The following is a 20,897-nucleotide window of genomic DNA, read 5'->3' on the forward strand; positions in this document are numbered from 1 at the left end:
GAGTTACTCTCGCTTATTTATCCTGCGTTTATTTTGCCATGTTCCACATGAAACATCTTACTATTTTCGTCGCACATTTCCGCGACTTGATCGGCACTAATGGCGCTGACAAAAACCTGTGCGCCGGTACGCTTGAGTTCGCTTGCCAATAGGGCTCGGCGGCGACTATCAAGCTCCGATGCAAAATCATCAATCAAGTAAATACAGGCAATTCCCTGTTGTTCACTATAGAGCTGGCCTTGTGCAAGTCGTAGCGCACAAACCATTAATTTTAACTGACCTCGGGACAACACATCATCCACTGGCGTCCCTTGCACCTTGATACGCACATCCGCCTTGTGCGGTCCGGAGACGGTGTATCCCATTTGTTGGTCGCGCTCAAAATTGGCTGCCAACAAGGTTTGGTAATCCGTGTCTTTCTCCCACCCTCGAGAGAAACTAAATTGTATCGAAAACTCGGGTAAAAAAGCCTCGCATAGTGCGGCAGCGCGCTCAGCCACTGCATCCACATAATCGGCTCGCCACTGGCTTATTTGCTCAGCCAACACCGCCAATTCCGCATCCCACATCTGGATGTCTCGGTAGCGCCGCGCCGTTTTTAGCGCAGCGTTGCGTTGTTTGGTGAGTCGTTTGACCCGCGTCCAGGCTTCGAAAAAGCCAGCTTGAGAATGAAACACACCCCAATCGATAAACGCACGGCGAAATTTGGGACCATCCGTCAGCAGCTCAAATCCTTCAGGGGTGATCAGCTGTAAAGGCAACACTTTCGCTAAGGCCACCAGCTTCTGCCCTTTCTCTTGCCCTATTTTAACATCCGCAGTGCCATCGCGGCGCTTTTGAATGCCGACAGGAAGCAAGATCGCATCTTGGGTTTTAACCCGTCCATGCACGGTTAAACTGGGCTGCTGATGACGGATCACTCGGCTATTCAGCGCGCTGCGGAATGAGCGTCCGTGGCCAAGAAAGTGGATGGCCTCAAGCACACTGGTTTTACCGCTACCGTTGGGGCCAATTAAAAAGTTAAAGCCTGACGACAGTTCGATATCGCAGGCTTCAATATTTCTAAAGTCGTGAACGACCAATCGAGTAAGCGCCATAACCTAGAGGCGGATTGGCATCACAACATACATGGCGTCATCACGGGCACAGTCTTCAATCAGGGTACTGCCCACCGCATCTGTCATCGAAAAGCGCACTTTGTCACAGCGTAAGGTGTTGAGAACATCCAACACGTAGCTGACGTTAAAGCCAATTTCGATCGGCTCGCCTTGAAAGGTGACGTCGAGAAATTCTTCGGCTTCTTCCTGCTCAGGGTTATTGGCGGAAATACGTAGCTCGCTGCCTTCAATATTCATCCGCACGCCACGAAATTTCTCGTTAGACAGCACCGCAGCTAACGACAGCGCTTGCTTGAGCTCCGCACAGTCGACCTCAAGTGTGCGAGAGGTGGATTGCGGCAGCACGCGACGATAGTCTGGGAAACGGCCATCCACCAACTTCGAGGTGAAGGTGACATTGCCAACCACCGCTCGAATGTTCGATGCGCCGATTTGGATAGTAACGAGGTGCTCACTGTCATCCAACAAGCGCGCAAGCTCACTCACCCCTTTTCGCGGCACAATCACTTGCTGCGCGGGTAAGGTATCATCCATCGAGAGCTGACAGACCGCCATCCGGTGCCCGTCGGTTCCGACCGTCCGTAATGTCTGCCCTTCTGTTTCGAACAACAGTCCGTTGAGGTAATAGCGTACGTCTTGGTTCGCCATCGAAAACTGGGTCGCGTCAATCAGGTGACGCAACTTATCTTGTGGCAGCTGCAAACTTACGTCTGCCTGCCACTGCTCGATGTTGGGATAATCATTAGCCGGCAATGTCGACAGCGTAAAGCGGCTACGTCCCGCGCGTACCACCACACGATCGCCTTCTTGCGCAACCGTGATTTGGGCTTCACTGTGTAACCCTTTAATGATGTCCATAAACTTGCGCGAAGGCACTGTAATCGCACCGTCGAGGTGATCGCCTTCCAACGGCGCGGTGGCATTCAGCTCCACTTCCATGTCCGTTGCTGTCAACGTCAATGCCTGATCAGCCACTTGGATGAGTAAGTTACTGAGAATAGGCAGCGTGCTTCGCCCACCCAGTGCGCCTGATACTTGTTGCAGCGGCTGTAGCAGCTGCTCTCGCGTAAGAGTAAATTTCATAATTAAGAGGACAATGTTCGAATCAGGTTAGAGTAATCTTCTTTAATGTCGTGGCTTTCTTCACGGAGCTGCTCGATTTTACGACACGCATGCAGCACGGTGGTATGGTCACGGCCACCAAAGGCATCACCAATTTCTGGCAAACTGTGGTTGGTTAGCTCTTTGGACAAGGCCATCGCCATTTGACGAGGGCGCGCGACCGACCGTGAACGACGCTTCGACAATAAATCCGCCATCTTGATTTTATAATACTCAGCGACTGTTTTCTGAATATTATCAATGGTGACCAGTTTTTCTTGCAAGGCGAGCAGATCTCGCAACGCTTCTCGGACAAAATCGATGGTGATCGCACGCCCAGTAAAGTTCGCGTTGGCAATCACGCGGTTGAGGGCCCCTTCAAGCTCTCGGACGTTGGAGCGTAAGCGCTTGGCGATAAAGAACGCCACCTCATCCGGTAAACGAATCGCATGATCTTCGGCTTTTTTCATCAAAATCGCCACTCGCGTTTCCAGCTCTGGCGGCTCAATGGCGACTGTCAGACCCCAACCGAATCGCGATTTTAAGCGATCCTCAACCCCGTTGATCTCTTTAGGATAGCGGTCAGAGGTAAGAATGATCTGCTGGTTACCCTCAAGCAACGCATTAAAGGTATGGAAGAATTCTTCTTGCGAGCGTTCTTTGTTGGCAAAAAATTGAATGTCATCGATCAACAGTGCATCGACACTGCGGTAATAACGCTTAAATTCTTCAATCGCATTATTTTGTAGCGCCTTCACCATGTCTTGCACGAAACGCTCTGAGTGCATGTACACCACGCGCGCATCCGCTTTACGATCGGAAATCGCATTACCCACCGCATGCAACAAGTGGGTTTTACCTAAGCCCGTGCCGCCATAAAGAAAAAGCGGATTATAGGCCGCCCCTGGGTTATCCGACACCTGACGCGCTGCCGCTAACGCTAACTGGTTAGACTTACCCTCAACAAAGTTATTGAACTTGTGTTTGGGGTTCACGTTAGAGCGATGATTGACATCCGACTGAACGGGTGACGGCGCCGGCTCCCACACTCGACCTCGGCTCGGAGCCGGTTSGGCTTGCTGTGGAGCGGGCGCCGCTGCTGGTCCGGCTGGCGCCGCCGCGGGCGCTGCAGACACAGGTTTGCTGCCCACTTCAAACCGCAGCATGGGCACGTCGACGCCACAAAACTCGTTCAACAGCTGGTTAATTTGATGCAAGTATTTGTCTCGCACCCAATCAAGCACAAAGCGGTTTGGGGCGAACAGGGTCAACGTATTGTCATTGAGCTCGGCTTGTAACGGCCGCACCCACATACTGAATTCTGTTGCAGGTAGGTCTTCCTGAAGGCGCTCAAGACACTGCAACCAAAGCGATGATGACACGTTTGACTCCACGCAGTTATACCGAAAAAGAAAAGGTCACAATGGTACTCCTGTCAGGCGAAGATCGCCACCCACAAGATCCCGAAATCAGTGAATAAGATCGGAGTTATTCACATAGATCCCACAGATATACCATGGATCGCCACAAGGTACCCGCTTTTTACTCACAAGATTGCACACATCTCCTTAATGATACGCGCGCGGAGAATAAAGTTATGGCTCATAACCAGACGGTATTTCTCGCCAGTGATCGTTCACTTCTATGATACGCGTCCTATTATTGAAGTTGTCATTATGGAGTGTTGTCATGAGTAAATGGATCTTGAGCACCTTGCTAAGTGTGAGCATGGTGATTTCAGTGCCCGCATTCGCCAAAGAAACCGTGAAAGTGGGGATGTCTGGGCGCTATTTCCCTTTCACCTTTGTGAAGCAAGACCAGCTGCAAGGGTTTGAAGTTGACCTTTGGGATGAGATAGGCCGCCGCAATGACTACCAAGTCGAGTATGTGACCGCTAACTTCTCTGGCCTGTTTGGTCTGTTACAAACCGGGCGCATCGACACCATTTCTAACCAAATCACCATCACCGACGAGCGTCAGGCAACCTATTTGTTCACCGACCCGTATGTGGTCGACGGCGCACAGATCACGGTTCGTAAAGGCAATGACACGATTCAGTCCGTGGTTGATCTGAAAGGCAAAACCGTTGCAGTAAACCTTGGCTCGAACTTCGAGCAATTGTTACGCGAACACTCGGCAGCCGAGGATATCGACATTAAAACCTACGAGACTGGGATTGAACACGATGTCGCCCTCGGTCGGGCCGATGCGTTTGTGATGGATCGCCTGTCAGCCATGCAGCTGATTAAAGAATCGGGCTTGCCACTTCAACTGGCCGGACAACCGTTTGAAACCATTGCCAATGCTTGGCCATTTGTCGACTCAGAACGCGGTCAGCGCCTACGTGATGAAGTGAACACCGCCCTCTCAGCCATGCGAGAAGATGGTACCTTGGCACAGATTTCTGTTAAGTGGTTTGGCGGCGACGTCACTAAAAAGTAAGTATTTACTCACATAAATAGGCCCGCTTTGGCGGGTCTGTGCATCTAAAGGACAGACATGGCGTTTGATTTTGACTATATGGCCTCTCTGTTCCCGTTACTGCTGAAGTATCTGGGGATCACGTTAGAGATGGCGGTGTGGGGATTAGTGTTTGCACTGATTTTGGCAGTGACGATTGCACTGATCCGCGTGTTTCGCCTACCGGTTTTCAATGGCCTCGCGCAACTGTTTATTAGTTTCTTTCGCGGTACACCACTTCTGGTTCAGCTATTTTTACTGTATTACGGTCTGCCTCAGGTCATCCCCGCGTTAGTCGGAATGGATGCTCTCACAGCCGCGGTGATCGGGATCAGCTTACACTTTTCTGCTTATATGGCCGAGTCAATTCGTGCCGCCATTACCAGCGTGGATCGCAGCCAAATGGAAGCCAGTCTGGCCATTGGTATGACGACTCGCCAAGCCATGCAGCGCATTGTGTTACCACAGGCAGCACGGATCGCACTTCCCTCGCTGATGAATTACTTCATCGATATGATCAAAGCCACATCACTCGCCTTCACGCTCGGGGTGGCAGAAATCATGGCGAAGGCGCAGATGGAAGCGTCGTCGAGCTTTAAATTCTTCGAAGCCTATTTGGCGGTCGCACTGATCTACTGGGCGGTCGTGGTCGCTTTGACCCGAGTGCAACTTTGGGCAGAAAGCCATCTTAATAAGGCGTACCAACGATGATTAAGATAGAAAAGCTTAAAAAAGTCTACCAAGGCGTCGCGGTACTTGATGGCATCGATTTGTCCATCGAGCGTGGCGAAATCGTGTGTATTATTGGTCCGAGCGGTACGGGAAAATCTACCCTATTGCGTTGTATTAACTTCCTAGAACGCGCGGAGCAAGGGGTGATCAGTATCGGCGATCAGCGTGTTGATAGTGGCGATGCAAGCACCCGTAAACAGGCGATTTTGGCGTTGCGGCGCCAGACAGGCTTTGTGTTTCAAAATTATGCCTTATTTGCTCACCTCACGGCACGAGACAATATCGCCGAAGGGTTGCGAACGGTAAAAGGCTGGTCTAAAGAGGCAGCACGTCAACGCGCGCAACAAATTCTCGACGACATAGGCTTGGGTGATAAAGGAGACCATTACCCCGCTTCCTTATCGGGTGGACAGCAACAACGGGTTGGCATTGGCCGAGCGATGGCACTTGAGGCCGAATTACTGCTTTTCGATGAGCCTACCTCTGCATTAGACCCAGAGTGGGTTGGCGAAGTATTGGCGTTGATGAAAAAGCTCGCCACACGCCATCAAACCATGCTGGTGGTCACTCACGAGATGCAGTTTGCTCGCGATGTTGCTGACCGCGTGGTGTTTATGAACGACGGTCACATCATAGCCCAAGGCACACCGGATTGGCTGTTTAATCACTGCGCCGATCCACGCTTGCATAAGTTTTTGAATCAAGTCGGGATCGCGTCTTAACTAGCGATCGTAAACGAAGGATCCTTGCGATCTCTGACTGAGCGCTTATAATTCCCGGCCCGGAGTGGCATCGGTTTAGTGATTGACTAATCGTTAGTCAATGGCTACAATCCGCCCTCTTTGTTGAGAGGCGTCGGAGACATTGGCTAAGGTATTGCCTGTTGCTAACCTCCCACGTCGGGTTAACAAACCTAACACTGATCAGTAATAAAGGTAGAAACCATGAAACGCACTTTTCAACCTTCAGTTCTAAAGCGTAAGCGCACTCACGGTTTCCGTGCGCGCATGGCGACTAAGAACGGCCGTAAGGTCATTGCCGCTCGCCGTGCGAAAGGCCGCAAGCAGCTTTCTAAATAATCCGCAGTGATTTGTGAATAAGCTCGCTTATCCTCGGGAGTTACGTCTGCTAACTCCCGAACATTTCAGTGCCGTCTTCCAGCAACCGCATCGCGCAGGTTCGCCGCACTTAACCATACTCGCCCGATCTAACTCGCTCGACCACCCACGTCTCGGTCAAGCTGTTCCGAAAAAGCAAATCAAACTTGCCGTTGATCGCAACCGCTTTAAACGTGTGGTTCGCGAGAGCTTTCGTTTACGTCAGCATCAACTACCGGCGAAAGATTTTGTGGTGATCGCGAAAAAAAGTGCCAACGACCTAAGCAATCAAGCGCTGCGAGACGAATTGGACAAGTTATGGCAACGTTTGTCGCGACCGCCGCGCAAAAAGCGCTCATCGCGCTGATTCGGGGATATCAACTGGTGATCAGCCCATTGATTGGGCCACGATGCCGGTTTACACCAACCTGTTCCCACTATGCCATCATGGCGATTCAATCCCATGGTGTGATAAAAGGGTGTTGGTTGGCAGGCAAACGTCTATTAAAATGCCACCCTTTGAATGATGGCGGTTACGATCCCGTGCCGCCTTGCGACCACCATAACAGAGACAATTAACAATGGATTCCCAACGTAATATCCTGTTGATTGCCCTATTGTTCGTTTCTTTCATGCTGTACATGGAATGGAACAAACCAGAATCCCCGCAGCCGCAGGGACAGGGCGTTGAGCAGCAGCAAACCACTCACAGTGACGTGCCTAGCAGCGACAATGGCGATACCACGTCTCTCGATGCACAGCCTGTCTCTGACAAGCTCGTCACCATCAAAACCGATGTATTAACACTTAAAGTGGATACACAAGGCGGTGATGTTGTGCACGCCGAGCTGCCTCAGTACGATGCGGAGCTCAACTCTGACAATGCTTTCACGCTGCTGCACACCAAGCCCGATCATACCTTTGTGGCGCAAAGCGGTTTAATTGGTGCCAATGGTATTGATACTGCGCAAGGCCGTGCCCAGTATCAGGTGGCGCAAAACACCTTTACCCTCTCTGACGACCAAGACACCCTGCGCGTGCCAATGACGGTTGAAAAAGACGGGATCACGTACACCAAAACCTTTGTGCTTAAGCGTGGCAGCTATGCGGTGGATGTAGAGCACACCATCGATAACCAAACCGATGCCAACGCCAGTGTCACCATGTACACCCAGCTAAAACAAAACCTGCTGGACGACGGTGGCAGCTTAACCATGCCAACCTACCGTGGTGGCGCCTACTCTACCGACGATAAACGTTACGAAAAATACAGCTTTGATGACATGCAAAGCAAAAACTTGAATGTGACGTTTAACCAAGGTTGGGCAGCGATGATCCAGCACTACTTTGCTACCGCGTGGATCCCACGTGCGGACAATAATGTGCTGAGCACCCGTACTACCGCCCAGTATGGTTATATCCAAACCAAAACCAGCGATACCATTGCAGCAGGCACCAGTAAAACGCTCACTGCAACCTTGTGGGTTGGTCCGAAACTGCAAGAGCAAATGGCCGCGGTGGCGCCAAGCCTAGACTTGGTAGTCGACTATGGCTGGCTGTGGTTTATCGCTAAGCCACTACACTGGTTGCTCTCGACGATTCAAACCTTCGTCAGCAACTGGGGTATCGCAATTATCATGCTGACTTTCATTGTCCGTGGTGCGATGTACCCACTGACCAAAGCGCAGTACACCTCGATGGCGAAAATGCGCATGCTGCAGCCTAAGCTGCAAGAAATGAAAGAGCGTATCGGTGACGATCGTCAGCGCATGAGCCAAGAAATGATGGAGCTTTACAAGCGTGAAAAAGTGAACCCCTTGGGTGGCTGTTTACCGCTGGTACTGCAAATGCCTATTTTCATTGCGCTTTATTGGGCACTGATGGAGTCAGTTGAACTTCGTCATGCACCTTTCTTTGGCTGGATTCAAGACTTGTCGGCACAAGACCCTTACTACGTGCTGCCAATTCTGATGGGCGCCTCTATGTTCCTGATCCAGAAGATGAGTCCAACCACAGTCACTGATCCTATGCAGCAGAAGATCATGACCTTTATGCCCGTGGTCTTTACCTTCTTCTTCTTGTTCTTCCCATCCGGTCTGGTTCTATACTGGTTGGTATCGAACATCGTGACGCTTATCCAGCAAACCTTGATTTACAAATCGCTGGAGAAAAAAGGCCTTCATTCCCGCTCGTAAGTTAGGCCGCGTCAAGCAATAATAAAAAGGCGACCACGCGGTCGCCTTTTTCACGTTTACGGCCTTTAGGCCTGTCACCGACATCAAGAGTGCGCAATATGGCTCAAACCGACACTATCGTGGCACAAGCCACAGCAACAGGCCGCGGCGGCGTAGGGATTGTCCGCGTGTCCGGCCCTCTCGCTCATGAGATTGGTACAAAAATGACGGGACGCGAGTTAGTGCCTCGTCGTGCAGATTATTTGCCTTTTCTCGATCAAGAAGGTCAACCTATCGATCAAGGCATTGCCCTATTCTTTAAAGGCCCCAATTCATTCACAGGTGAAGATGTTATAGAGCTGCAAGGTCACGGTGGCCCGGTGATCATGGACATGCTTATTCAGCGAATCAGCGCCTTTGACGGCGTACGAGCAGCCCGACCCGGTGAATTTTCCGAGCGCGCCTTCTTAAACGATAAGCTGGATTTAGCCCAGGCCGAAGCAATCGCCGATTTAATCGATGCCAGCTCAGAACAAGCGGCTCGCTCTGCGTTGCAGTCCCTGCAAGGGGCTTTTTCCAAGCAGGTCAACCAACTGGTCGAAAAAGTGATTCATCTGCGCATGTATGTGGAAGCGGCCATCGACTTTCCTGATGAAGAGATTGATTTTCTCTCTGACGGTAAAGTGGCCAGCGATCTTGGGCATATCATTGAGCGTCTCGCCCTGTTGCGTAAAGAAGCCAATCAAGGGGCGATTATGCGCGATGGGATGAAGGTGGTCATTGCCGGACGCCCGAATGCCGGTAAATCCAGCTTGCTCAATGCTCTTTCCGGTAAAGAGAGCGCGATTGTCACCGAAATCGCAGGCACCACCCGCGATGTGCTCCGTGAACATATTCACATTGACGGTATGCCACTGCATATCATCGATACCGCCGGCTTACGGGATGCCTCGGATGAAGTGGAGCGGATTGGGATTGAGCGCGCCTGGAGTGAAATCGAACACGCCGATCGGGTATTGTTTATGGTCGATGGCACCACAACCACGGCGACCGACCCGGCCCAAATTTGGCCAGAGTTTGTCTCTCGCTTACCCGAGGGCATGGGGATGACGGTGATCCGCAACAAAGCCGATATCACTGAAGAGCCACTCGGTTTGTGTGCAGTCAGTGAGCCTGCACTAATCCGCTTGAGTGCCAAAACCGGAGAAGGCGTTGATGCTTTACGCCAGCATCTAAAAGCCTGTATGGGCTATGCTGGAGGCAGCGAAGGCAGTTTTATGGCACGTCGTCGTCATCTGGATGCACTCGCCAACGCCGCACACCACCTCGACATCGGCCAAGCGCAGCTAGAAGGCTATATGGCAGGCGAAATCCTTGCCGAGGAATTGCGCTTAACCCAGCAACACCTCAACACCATTACCGGTGAGTTCACGGCTGACGATTTGCTGGGCAAAATTTTCTCCTCGTTCTGTATCGGAAAATAATTATCCCCAGCTCCTTCAAGGGATCCTTACCGCGAGGATCCCTTATTCTGGCGGCGCTGATCGCGGTTATCCTCAGACTAAGATCCTGACTTATCCCCACAGTTTTCACCATGATCTGCTACGTTAATAGAGCGTCTAGCTGGAGGTGAAATGCTCTCGTCCTTAAATCCGATCTTATCGATCGGTTTAACCCGTCAGAACCAACTCATGCGCCATCAGATTCGAATGATCAATCTGTTAGGGCTTATTTGTGTGCTCGGCACACTTATCTTCTCCGCGCTCTATTGGTTTGCCTTTCAAAGCGCTATCGCCGCGTGGCACAACCTCCTCTACGCAGGCTTGTATGCGGGCGTATGGGGGATAATGGCAGCGGGTCGTTGGTCGATTGCGCGCTATTGGCTCTTTGGGGTGTTCTTTGCCCAACAGTTTGTGATGTCTTACTGGGTACTGGATGCGAACAGCCAAAACGAGCTGTTGCTGCTGGTGGTACCGACCGTGGTGGTTTTAGTCTTTGAGCCCACAGAGCGCTTTGCTCGCTACGGACTCGCATTGGGCGCCATCGCGTTGATGTTCGCCGCGCAAGTGCTTCCCGCCCCCACGCCGTTAGTTTATCTCTCTAGTCTCCACGCACAGACCCTCTATTTAAGTGTGGTATTGGTGTTTGTCGCACTGTCCGTAGTACTCATGGATTTTTATTTATTTGATTTATATGCCATTAATCGCCAAGCTCGTCAGCAGATTCAACGTGATGCCCTTACCCAAACGTGGAGCGCCAGCTATTTCTACCAATGTGTCGCGCAGCACGGTCGCGCGACCTCAGACAATCCGCTGGCCGTTCTGTGCATCAATCTCGATGGTTTTCAATCTCTTAATTGGCGATATGGCCGCGATACGGGTGATCAGCTCCTTCAATTTACCGCCCAACTTCTTACTCGCCACCTACCGCATGACGCCATTATCAGCCGTACCCATGCCGATCAGTTTTTGGTTATGTTGGCGGGCCAAGCCTGCTTAGCCGCTCCCCATTGGGCCGCTCAGTGCCGACAAGCCATTGCGGAAACGCCTTTTACCTTTGCTGGCGGCGCTTATGCGCTCACCGTATCGATTGGCTTAGTGCAACAAATGGAAGGAAAAATCTACGCTATTCCCTTGATTGATCAAGCCACTCGGGCGATGACAGACGCCAAATTCGCAGGGGGCAATCAAATTGTTTGCCATCCCAGCAACGCCCCTGATTTTGCTACACCTTCATCGATTGACTCTGAACCCAACTGCCGAAATACTAGTCGCGATAACCGTGAATAATGAGGACAGTATGGCAAATGTAACCATCATCACCGGCAGTACGCTCGGTGGTGCAGAATATGTCGGTGATCACCTTGCCGATCTCCTGCAAGCAAAAGGCCATCAGGCCCACGTCGTCAATGAAGGGATCCTCGATGATGTACTAAGCGCCAGTACATTATTGATCGTCACGTCCACCCATGGGGCTGGCGACTTTCCAGATAGCATCGCGCCTCTGATGGAGCAGTTAATGAGCGAACGGCCAATGCTGCGCGATCTCCATTACGGTGTGGTCGGCATTGGAGATTCAAGCTATGACACCTTCTGCGAGGCGGGCATGAAGGCCGATGCCTTGTTACAAGACCTTGGCGCCGTCAAAGTCGGGGAACGGATCGATATTGATATTCAAGCGCATCCGGTCCCTGAGGATGAAGCGGAACGTTGGTTTACCGAGTGGGAACCCTTGATCCACAAAATCAAGTGAGCATTATTTAACCATTCAATCTGTGGATAACTAAGGAATAACCCAGTGATCTTCCTTTAGTTATCCATTTAATAGTTTTACTCCTTCCCTACCATTGTGGATAACATGCCATTTTGATCCCAGGTGATACAGGATCGGATCCAAGGCCGCCCACAACAAGTGATCGTTTTAAGATCCTTGATCTCTATGATCTTTTTCCAGTTACCCACAAAGATCGTCTTCCCTAATAAAAGATCTAACAAAAGATCTATATAAAGATCTTATTTATATATAGCTAACGCCCATAGACGATCTTGATCAAGGTTTGGTTCACTGTTGGCGGAAAAAGCGCTAGAATGTCGCCCCTTTTGCTTAGTTCATGCTCACACACTTACCCAGGTTGAGGCTTTAATCATGTTTTACCAGGATCACTTTGACGTCATCGTTGTTGGTGGTGGCCATGCTGGTACCGAAGCGGCACTTGCCGCTGCACGGATGAACCAAAAAACGCTGTTATTGACCCATAACATTGATACGTTGGGTCAAATGTCGTGCAACCCAGCGATCGGTGGGATCGGGAAAGGACACCTGGTAAAAGAGATCGATGCGTTAGGCGGTGCGATGGCGCAAGCCATTGATAAAGGCGGGATCCAATTTCGAACCCTTAATGCGTCGAAAGGCCCAGCGGTACGGGCGACACGTGCTCAAGCAGACCGTGCGCTGTACAAGGCAGCCATTCGTCATACCCTTGAAAACACGCCAAATTTGTCACTGTTCCAACAAGCCGTGGTGGATTTGATCGTCGACCAAGATCGTGTCACTGGCGTCGAGACCGAAATGGGGCTCAAATTCAGTGCCACTACCGTGGTATTGACCGTGGGAACCTTCCTTGGCGGTAAAATCCATATTGGACTGGATAACTATGCCGGTGGTCGTGCTGGGGATCCACCGTCAAACAAACTCGCGGATCGCTTACGTGCCTTGCCATTTCGGGTGGATCGCCTAAAAACCGGTACTCCGCCACGTATCGATGCTCGCTCGGTTGATTTTAGTGTGATGCAAACCCAACACGGGGATACTCCTTGTCCGGTGTTTTCATTTTTAGGCGATGTGTCTGAGCACCCACAGCAAGTTCCGTGCTACATCACCTACACCAATGAAAAAACCCATGATGTCATTCGCGCTAATCTTGATCGCAGCCCGATGTATGCTGGGGTGATTGAAGGTATTGGCCCACGTTATTGCCCGTCGATCGAAGACAAGGTGATGCGTTTTGCGGACAAAGACAAACACCAAATTTTCGTCGAGCCGGAAGGATTGACCAGCACTGAGCTGTATCCAAATGGGATATCCACCAGCTTACCGTTTGATGTGCAAATGGGGATCATCCACTCGATCAAAGGGTTTGAGAATGCGCGCGTGATCCGCCCAGGCTACGCGATTGAGTATGACTTTTTCGATCCGCGCGATCTCAAGCACACCCTGGAAACCAAATTTATCCACGGTTTGTTCTTTGCGGGACAAATCAATGGTACTACCGGCTATGAAGAAGCCGCAGCACAAGGGTTGTTGGCCGGTTGTAATGCCGCGTTACAAGCTCAAGGCAAAGAAGGATGGAGCCCACGTCGCGATCAAGCTTACATGGGCGTGTTGATTGACGACTTGTCCACCATGGGCACCCAAGAGCCTTACCGGATGTTTACCTCGCGCGCCGAGTACCGTTTGCTGTTGCGTGAAGATAACGCCGATATGCGCTTAACCGAAAAAGGGCGTGAGCTGGGACTGGTAGACGATGTACGCTGGGCTCGCTTCAACCAAAAAATGGAAAACATGGAGCAAGAACGTCAGCGTCTGCGTGGTACTTGGATTCATCCTCACTCAGACGATGTCCATGCGCTCAATGCCATGCTGAAAACACCGCTGACGCGTGAAGCAAACGGAGAAGATTTACTCCGTCGCCCAGAGCTCCGCTATGAAAATATCGTCTCGTTGCCGACCTTTGGTCCGGCGCATGACGATGTTCAAGCTAGCGAGCAAGTTGAGATCCAAGTGAAATACGCCGGCTATATCGAACGTCAGCAAGACGAGATCGAAAAGTCTCAGCGCCATGAAAATACCGTGATCCCATTTGAACTTGATTACATGCAGATCAAAGGTCTTTCAAACGAAGTACGTGGCAAGCTACAAGACGCGCGTCCGGAAACGGTCGGTAAAGCATCGCGTATCTCAGGTGTCACGCCGGCGGCTATTTCGATTTTGCTGGTGCATTTGAAAAAGCACGGCATGCTCAAAAAAGGAGCCTAAATGCAACAGCAACTTCAACAAGGGCTGGCGAAAGCCGGCCTTGCGCTTTCTCCGTCGCAACAACAGCAGCTGCTTGATTATGTAGGCTTGCTCGACAAGTGGAACAAAGCCTATAACTTGACCTCGGTTCGTCGGCCAGAAGACATGGTGGTGAAACATATCCTTGATAGCTTGGTAGTATCACCACACTTGGAAGGTGAACGCTTTATCGATGTCGGAACAGGACCGGGTTTGCCCGGGATCCCTTTGGCCATCGCCAACCCAGATAAACAGTTCACCTTGCTCGACAGCTTAGGTAAGCGGATTCGTTTTATTCGCCAAGTGCTGCACGAGCTTGGCATCGATAATGTGACGCCGGTACAAAGCCGTGTCGAAGCGTTTATCCCTGAAATCGGGTTTGATGGTGTGCTAAGTCGCGCGTTTGCGTCGATGAATGACATGGTGAGTTGGTGTCATCACCTCCCTCATACGCGTGGGCTGTTTTACGCCTTGAAAGGACAGGTGGACCAACAGGAGCTAGATGCCCTGCCGACTGATTGTTCTGTGACCGATATCAAAGCTTTGAAGGTGCCGGGATTGGAAGGGGCGCGTCATCTAGTAATCTTGAGAGCAAAGATTAACGAGTAGAGGTCATAGGCACGTGGGTAAAGTTATCGCGGTAGCAAACCAAAAAGGCGGTGTGGGTAAAACCACCACGAGTGTCAACTTAGCGGCATCGCTGGCAGCCACTAATCGCAAGGTGCTACTTATCGACCTTGACCCACAAGGGAACGCGACCATGGCCAGTGGTGTGGATAAATACGATGTCCATGCCACCGCCTACGATCTACTGGTTGAAGAAGCCCCATTTGAACAAGTGGTGGTCAGCGATACGTCTGGCGGCTATGACCTGATTGCGGCGAACGGTGATGTCACTGCCGCAGAAATCAAGCTGATGGAAGTGTTTGCCCGTGAAGTGCGCCTACGCACCATGCTTGAGCCTGTGGTTGCACGTTACGATTACATTTTTATCGACTGTCCCCCGTCTTTGAACCTCCTTACCATCAATGCGATGACCGCAGCAAACTCGGTACTCGTCCCCATGCAATGTGAATATTTTGCGTTGGAAGGGCTCACTGCATTGATGGATACCATCAGTAAACTGGCTAGCGTCGTGAACGCCGACCTTCATGTTGAAGGTGTATTGCGCACCATGTACGACCCAAGAAACCGATTAGCGACCGAAGTATCGGATCAGATCAAAAAACACTTCGGTGATAAGGTGTATCGTACTGTGATTCCCCGCAATGTGCGGCTCGCGGAAGCGCCAAGTCATGGCCGACCCGCCATGTACTATGACAAGTTATCCAGTGGTGCCAAAGCCTACCTAGCCCTTGCGGGTGAAATTCTGCGTCGAGAAGAGCAATCACGCGCTTCTGCCGACGCTGTCAATGCCTGAGGAACACAATGAATTCAGCGAAACGCGGTCTTGGAAAGGGCCTGGATGCCTTGTTGGCGACCAGTGCACAAGCTCAGTCTCGTTATACATCCGAACCTGAATCCACCGATGCGAGCAATAGCGAATTGCAGCAATTGTCGGTATCGGCGTTGGTGCCGGGTCTTTACCAGCCACGCCAAGATATGGCGGAAGAGGCGCTGGAAGAGTTRACCGAATCCATTCGCGCTCAAGGTATTATTCAGCCCCTCGTGGTTCGCCACGCTGAAAACGGGCAGTACGAAATTATTGCTGGCGAACGTCGCTGGCGAGCAGCAAAGCAAGCCGGTTTGGCCAAAGTGCCCTGCTTGGTCCGTGAGATGAGTGACAAAGTCGCCAGTGCGGTGGCGTTGATTGAAAATATCCAACGCGAAAATTTGAACGCGATGGAAGAAGCTCAAGCGCTTGAACGCTTGGTCAATGACTTCTCACTCACCCACCAGCAACTGGCTGAATCGCTTGGTAAATCTCGCACTACCATCAGCAACTTATTGCGCTTGAATGGGTTAGAGTCTGGGGTAAAACAACTGCTGCTTAACAAACAACTCGAGATGGGCCACGCACGTGCCCTGCTGGCGTTGGAAGGAGACGCGCAAATTGATGCGGCACTGACTGCCGTCAACAAAAAAATGACCGTCCGCCAGATAGAAAAACTAGTGAAAAAAATGCTTTCACCGCAAGTTGAAGCGAAAAGGCCAGAATTATCACCTGAAGTAGAGGCACTACAGCAGCGCCTCGGCGACAAGCTTGGGGTGAAAGTGGCATTAACACAACAGAAAAATGGTAGTGGTAAATTGGTGATCAATTTCGAAGAATCTGACAAGTTAGCGCAAATTCTTGCAATTTTCGACGAAGAAGTGTGACCCGTGCCATTCGCTTTTTGTTACATAAAAGCGCTTACTGTGATCAGGTTACTCTGTTGTAAAATTTTCCCCGCTTTTTTACATCGATGCGATTGCATTAGCTGGGGTGAAACGTATAATTTTCGCTGTTTTCCCAGCACGGCAACAGTGCTAAGTGGAACGGAATCGAGGAACAAATACATGGTATCGACGCTCGCGCGGCCGGGTCGTGTTATCGCGACAAAATTGGTGCTTTTGCAAGCTGGCGTCGTATTAGCAACGGCAAGCGTGATGGCACTCGCTATCAATGTCGACTGGGGAAAATCCGCGCTGATCGGCGGCGGCATCTTTGTGATTGCCAATGCTGCATTTGCGTCGTGTGCTTTCCTTTTTAGTGGGGCAAGAGCTGCAAAATTTGTAGTCGCGTCCTTCTTCAGCGGTGAAGTGTTAAAAATTTCACTGACCGTCGTCCTGTTTGTCCTTGCTTACCTGTATATCGAGGTGGAACTCGTTCCCCTCAAACTGGCCTATTTGCTGGCATTAGGGATTAACATCCTCGCGCCAGTTTTATTCATTAACAACAACAAATAGGATGAGTTATGGCTGCGTCAGGTGATGCGCTTACACCGTCTAGCTACATCTCTCACCACCTGACTAATTTGTCAGTGGGTGAAGGATTTTGGGCGGTTCACATTGATAGCCTGTTTTTCTCTGTCCTCATCGGTATCGTCTTCCTAGGCATCTTCCGATCGGTGGCAAAGAAAGCATCGACAGGTGTCCCAGGTAAGCTTCAGTGTTTCGTCGAAATCTTGGTTGAGTTCGTTGATGATAACGTTCGCGAAACCTTCCACGGACGAAATCCACTGATTGCACCTTTGGCCCTGACTATCTTCGTTTGGATATTCCTGATGAATACGATGGACTTAATCCCCATCGATTTTCTACCGTATCCAGCGGAACATTGGTTAGGCATTCCTTACTTGAAAGTAGTGCCAACTGCAGACGTAAATATCACCCTTGCGATGGCGCTGGGCGTGTTCTTCTTGATGATTTTCTACAGCATCAAGATTAAGGGCCTAGGCGGCTTTGCAAAAGAGCTGGCTCTGCACCCGTTCAATCACCCTATCATGATCCCGTTCAACCTCCTGTTGGAAGTCGTCTCGCTGCTGGCGAAACCGATTTCTCTTGGGATGCGTCTGTTCGGTAACATGTTTGCCGGTGAGGTGGTATTTATTCTTATCGCGGCATTGCTGCCGTGGTGGGCGCAATGGCTGGGTTCTGTGCCGTGGGCAATCTTCCACATTCTAGTCATTACAATTCAAGCCTTTGTCTTTATGATGTTGACCATCGTGTATCTCTCGCAGGCACACGAAGACTCAGATCATTGATGACATTTTTTAGTTAGTAAGCAATTTGTTAGTCATTATTGGCGTTTACGCCGACAACGAAAACTGGAGATAGTGATGGAAACTTTATTGAGCTTTTCTGCAATTGCCGTGGGCATCATTGTAGGTCTTGCTTCCCTAGGTACTGCGATTGGTTTCGCCCTGCTGGGTGGTAAATTCCTTGAAGGTGCAGCACGTCAACCTGAGATGGCTCCTATGCTGCAAGTGAAGATGTTCATCATCGCGGGTCTTCTGGACGCCGTACCAATGATCGGTATCGTAATCGCACTGCTGTTCACTTTCGCGAACCCATTTGTAGGTCAACTGTAATCTGGCTAGTAGCTGAACAGACCCTTTAGCTAATGATTAAGGAGGCGCTGTTGTGAATATCAACGCAACTCTGCTAGGCCAGGCAATCGCATTCACAATCTTTGTGTGGTTCTGCATGAAATATGTATGGCCACCATTGATGCAAGCGATTGAGGAGCGTCAGAAGAAAATTGCTGACGGACTCGCGGCGGCAGATCGTGCTGCCAAAGACCTGGATTTGGCCCAGGCAAATGCTTCTGAGCAAATGAAAGAAGCGAAGCGCGCTGCAACTGACATCATCGAGCAGGCGAACAAACGCAAAGCACAAATCCTCGACGAGGCGCGTGCTGAAGCGGCTGCTGAGCGCGACAATATCCTGAATCAGGGTAAAGCCGAGTTGGAAGCAGAGCGTAACCGTGCTCGCGATGAGCTGCGTAAGCAAGTTGCATCGCTCGCTGTTATTGGTGCCGAGAAAATTATTGAGCGTTCTATCGACCAGAATGCCCATAAAGATCTTCTCGATAAAATCACTGCAGAACTGTAATAAGGAGGGGCAGCAATGTCTGAACTGACAACAATCGCTCGCCCCTACGCGAAAGCAGCCTTTGATTTTGCGGTAGAAAAAGGCGAGCTGTCCCAATGGGCAGAAATGCTCGCCTTTACTGCTGAGATCGCCCGTGATGAGCGCGTCCAACATATGCTGGACGCCTCCTATTCCGCTGACAAGTTAGCGGAATTATTTATCGCAGTTGGTGGCGATCAGCTCAACACGTTCGGCCAGAACCTGATTAAGGTAATGGCAGAGAACCAGCGCCTAAAAGCCCTGCCTGAGGTTTGTGAACAGTTCCTGGCCATGCGCCGCGATCTGGAAAAAGAAGCGGAAGTCCAAGTGATTTCAGCGACGGCTCTTTCCGAAGAGCAACAACAAGCCATCAGTGACAAGCTCGCCGCGCGTCTTGAGCGCAAAGTAAAGCTGAACTGTAGTGTAGACGAAGCCCTGGTTGCCGGGGTTGTTATTCGAGCTGGAGACTTGGKCATCGATAACTCAGTAAGCGGCCGTATGCGCCGTCTGAGCGATGCATTGCAGTCTTGATTTGGGGAATTGGAGCATGCAACTTAATTCCACGGAAATAAGCGATCTGATCAAGCAGCGTATCGAGAAATTCGACGTTGTAAGTGAAGCGCGTAACGAAGGTACCATCGTGTCAGTCAGCGACGGTATCATTCGCATCCACGGCCTTGCTGATGCTATGCAAGGTGAAATGATTGAACTGCCTGGCAACCGCTATGCACTTGCATTGAACCTTGAGCGTGACTCAGTGGGTGCGGTTGTGATGGGTCCTTATGCGGACCTGCAAGAAGGCATGAAAGTGACCGGTACAGGTCGCATTCTTGAAGTCCCGACTGGCCCTGAACTTCTGGGTCGCGTTGTGAATACGCTGGGTGAGCCGATCGACGGTAAAGGTCCGATCGAAACCAAAACCACTTCGCCAGTCGAAGTGATTGCCCCTGGTGTTATCGCACGTCAATCGGTCGATCAACCTGTTCAAACCGGCTATAAAGCGGTTGACTCGATGATCCCAATCGGCCGTGGTCAGCGTGAGCTGATCATCGGTGACCGCCAAACCGGTAAAACCGCGCTGGCGATCGATGCCATCATCAACCAGAAAGATTCTGGTATTTACTCTATCTACGTTGCGATCGGCCAAAAAGCGTCGACCATTGCGAACGTAGTGCGCAAACTGGAAGAGCATGACGCACTGAAAAACACCATTGTTGTGGTGGCTTCAGCGTCTGAAGCGGCAGCATTGCAATACCTCGCGCCTTACGCGGGTTGTGCAATGGGTGAGTACTTCCGTGACCGCGGTGAAGATGCCCTGATTGTTTACGATGACCTGTCTAAGCAGGCTGTTGCATATCGTCAGATCTCGCTGCTGCTACGTCGTCCACCAGGCCGTGAAGCTTTCCCAGGTGACGTTTTCTACTTGCACTCACGTCTTCTAGAACGTGCGGCACGTGTTAATGCGCACTATGTTGAGCAGTTCACTAAGGGTGAAGTGAAAGGAAAAACCGGTTCGTTGACCGCACTCCCTATCATTGAAACCCAAGCCGGTGACGTATCTGCATTCGTACCGACCAACGTTATCTCGATCACTGATGGTCAGATCTTCCTGCAAACTGAGCTGTTTAATGCAGGTATCCGTCCAGCGGTTGACCCAGGTATTTCGGTATCGCGTGTTGGTGGTTCTGCGCAAACCAAGATCATGAAAAAACTGTCTGGTGGTATTCGTACCGCGCTTGCACAGTATCGTGAACTTGCGGCGTTCGCTCAGTTCTCTTCCGATCTGGATGACGCTACTAAGAAGCAATTGGACCACGGTCAGAAAGTGACCGAGCTGATGAAGCAGATGCAATATGCACCTATGTCTGTGTTTGAGCAGGCGCTGGTGATTTTCGCTGCGGAAAAAGGCTTCCTAGCAGACGTTGAGTTGAACAAAATCGGTGATTTTGAGCGCTCTCTGCTGGCCTTTGCTAAGAGTCAGTACGCTGACCTAGCGGCTCAGATCGATGAGTCTGGTGCTTATAACGATGAAGTTGAAGCACAGCTGAAAAAGCTGTTGGAAGATTTCAAAGCGACCCAGACTTGGTAAAACGTAGGTGACCACTCAG

Annotated in this window: 22 protein-coding genes and 1 pseudogene; 20 read left to right on the plus strand and 3 right to left on the minus strand. The window is 50.9% G+C overall.

Annotated elements, in window-relative coordinates; translation table 11 throughout:
• Positions 1–17: 17 nt before the first annotated feature.
• The 3 genes from recF to dnaA are packed head-to-tail and all read right to left on the minus strand — an operon-like array spanning position 18 to position 3,601.
• Positions 18–1,097, minus strand: coding sequence for a DNA replication/repair protein RecF (gene recF / locus BZJ19_RS12715; protein ID WP_069590744.1), 1,080 nt, complete (start codon positions 1,095–1,097; stop codon positions 18–20).
• 3 nt (positions 1,098–1,100) lie between these two features.
• Positions 1,101–2,201 carry a DNA polymerase III subunit beta gene (gene dnaN / locus BZJ19_RS12720; RefSeq protein ID WP_069590743.1) on the minus strand — a complete coding sequence of 367 codons (1,101 nt, stop codon included), beginning with the start codon at positions 2,199–2,201 and terminating at the stop codon, positions 1,101–1,103.
• A gap of 2 nt (positions 2,202–2,203) precedes the next feature.
• Positions 2,204–3,601 (minus strand): chromosomal replication initiator protein DnaA, encoded by a 1,398-nt coding sequence (gene dnaA / locus BZJ19_RS12725; protein ID WP_077675908.1) that lies wholly within the window; start codon positions 3,599–3,601, stop codon positions 2,204–2,206.
• A gap of 370 nt (positions 3,602–3,971) precedes the next feature.
• Between dnaA and BZJ19_RS12730 the strand changes: the two are divergent.
• The 20 genes and pseudogenes from BZJ19_RS12730 to atpA form a co-directional block, all read left to right on the plus strand.
• Positions 3,972–4,661: pseudogene (locus BZJ19_RS12730) on the plus strand (amino acid ABC transporter substrate-binding protein); the annotation flags it as partial.
• A gap of 57 nt (positions 4,662–4,718) precedes the next feature.
• Entirely contained in the window at positions 4,719–5,390 is a 672-nt protein-coding gene (locus BZJ19_RS12735; protein WP_077675910.1) for an amino acid ABC transporter permease, read from the plus strand.
• On the plus strand, positions 5,387–6,133 hold the full coding sequence (locus tag BZJ19_RS12740) for an amino acid ABC transporter ATP-binding protein (protein WP_069590735.1): 747 nt from the start codon (positions 5,387–5,389) through the stop codon (positions 6,131–6,133). Before BZJ19_RS12735 ends, BZJ19_RS12740 begins: the two co-directional genes overlap by 4 nt.
• Before the next feature lie 222 nt (positions 6,134–6,355).
• On the plus strand, positions 6,356–6,490 hold the full coding sequence (rpmH, locus tag BZJ19_RS12745; RefSeq protein WP_025672864.1) for a 50S ribosomal protein L34: 135 nt from the start codon (positions 6,356–6,358) through the stop codon (positions 6,488–6,490).
• A 13-nt stretch (positions 6,491–6,503) separates the two neighbouring features.
• Positions 6,504–6,875, plus strand: coding sequence for a ribonuclease P protein component (gene rnpA / locus BZJ19_RS12750; RefSeq protein WP_069590733.1), 372 nt, complete (start codon positions 6,504–6,506; stop codon positions 6,873–6,875).
• Positions 6,827–7,087, plus strand: a complete 261-nt coding sequence (gene yidD / locus BZJ19_RS12755; RefSeq protein WP_077456636.1) for a membrane protein insertion efficiency factor YidD — start codon at positions 6,827–6,829, stop codon at positions 7,085–7,087. The genes rnpA and yidD overlap by 49 nt, the downstream gene beginning before the upstream one ends.
• Before the next feature lie 2 nt (positions 7,088–7,089).
• On the plus strand, positions 7,090–8,703 hold the full coding sequence (gene yidC / locus BZJ19_RS12760) for a membrane protein insertase YidC (RefSeq protein WP_069590731.1): 1,614 nt from the start codon (positions 7,090–7,092) through the stop codon (positions 8,701–8,703).
• Positions 8,704–8,801: 98 nt separating this feature from the next.
• Positions 8,802–10,166, plus strand: a complete 1,365-nt coding sequence (gene mnmE / locus BZJ19_RS12765) for a tRNA uridine-5-carboxymethylaminomethyl(34) synthesis GTPase MnmE (protein WP_077675911.1) — start codon at positions 8,802–8,804, stop codon at positions 10,164–10,166.
• Between the two features lie 150 nt (positions 10,167–10,316).
• Entirely contained in the window at positions 10,317–11,471 is a 1,155-nt protein-coding gene (locus tag BZJ19_RS12770; protein ID WP_069590727.1) for a GGDEF domain-containing protein, read from the plus strand.
• A 10-nt stretch (positions 11,472–11,481) separates the two neighbouring features.
• Entirely contained in the window at positions 11,482–11,934 is a 453-nt protein-coding gene (mioC, locus tag BZJ19_RS12775) for an FMN-binding protein MioC (RefSeq protein ID WP_069590725.1), read from the plus strand.
• Between the two features lie 393 nt (positions 11,935–12,327).
• Positions 12,328–14,217, plus strand: a complete 1,890-nt coding sequence (mnmG, locus tag BZJ19_RS12780) for a tRNA uridine-5-carboxymethylaminomethyl(34) synthesis enzyme MnmG (RefSeq protein WP_069590723.1) — start codon at positions 12,328–12,330, stop codon at positions 14,215–14,217.
• Complete coding sequence (gene rsmG, locus BZJ19_RS12785; RefSeq protein WP_077675912.1) at positions 14,218–14,844, plus strand: 16S rRNA (guanine(527)-N(7))-methyltransferase RsmG; 627 nt, start codon at positions 14,218–14,220, stop codon at positions 14,842–14,844.
• A gap of 13 nt (positions 14,845–14,857) precedes the next feature.
• Positions 14,858–15,655, plus strand: coding sequence for a ParA family protein (locus BZJ19_RS12790; RefSeq protein WP_069590720.1), 798 nt, complete (start codon positions 14,858–14,860; stop codon positions 15,653–15,655).
• Between the two features lie 8 nt (positions 15,656–15,663).
• The gene (locus BZJ19_RS12795; RefSeq protein WP_069590718.1) at positions 15,664–16,554 is read left to right on the plus strand and encodes a ParB/RepB/Spo0J family partition protein; all 891 of its coding nucleotides are present in this window, start codon (positions 15,664–15,666) and stop codon (positions 16,552–16,554) included.
• A gap of 180 nt (positions 16,555–16,734) precedes the next feature.
• On the plus strand, positions 16,735–17,124 hold the full coding sequence (locus BZJ19_RS12800) for a F0F1 ATP synthase subunit I (RefSeq protein ID WP_069590716.1): 390 nt from the start codon (positions 16,735–16,737) through the stop codon (positions 17,122–17,124).
• Positions 17,125–17,132: 8 nt separating this feature from the next.
• Positions 17,133–17,921 carry a F0F1 ATP synthase subunit A gene (gene atpB / locus BZJ19_RS12805; protein WP_069590714.1) on the plus strand — a complete coding sequence of 263 codons (789 nt, stop codon included), beginning with the start codon at positions 17,133–17,135 and terminating at the stop codon, positions 17,919–17,921.
• Between the two features lie 75 nt (positions 17,922–17,996).
• Positions 17,997–18,248, plus strand: a complete 252-nt coding sequence (gene atpE / locus BZJ19_RS12810) for a F0F1 ATP synthase subunit C (RefSeq protein ID WP_025672872.1) — start codon at positions 17,997–17,999, stop codon at positions 18,246–18,248.
• A gap of 52 nt (positions 18,249–18,300) precedes the next feature.
• Positions 18,301–18,771, plus strand: coding sequence for a F0F1 ATP synthase subunit B (atpF, locus tag BZJ19_RS12815; protein WP_077675913.1), 471 nt, complete (start codon positions 18,301–18,303; stop codon positions 18,769–18,771).
• Positions 18,772–18,786: 15 nt separating this feature from the next.
• Entirely contained in the window at positions 18,787–19,320 is a 534-nt protein-coding gene (gene atpH / locus BZJ19_RS12820; protein ID WP_077675914.1) for a F0F1 ATP synthase subunit delta, read from the plus strand.
• 16 nt (positions 19,321–19,336) lie between these two features.
• Positions 19,337–20,878 (plus strand): F0F1 ATP synthase subunit alpha, encoded by a 1,542-nt coding sequence (gene atpA, locus BZJ19_RS12825; protein ID WP_069590709.1) that lies wholly within the window; start codon positions 19,337–19,339, stop codon positions 20,876–20,878.
• Positions 20,879–20,897 lie beyond the last annotated feature (19 nt).

Source organism: Salinivibrio proteolyticus (assembly GCF_001996165.1).
Lineage (GTDB): Bacteria > Pseudomonadota > Gammaproteobacteria > Enterobacterales > Vibrionaceae > Salinivibrio > Salinivibrio proteolyticus.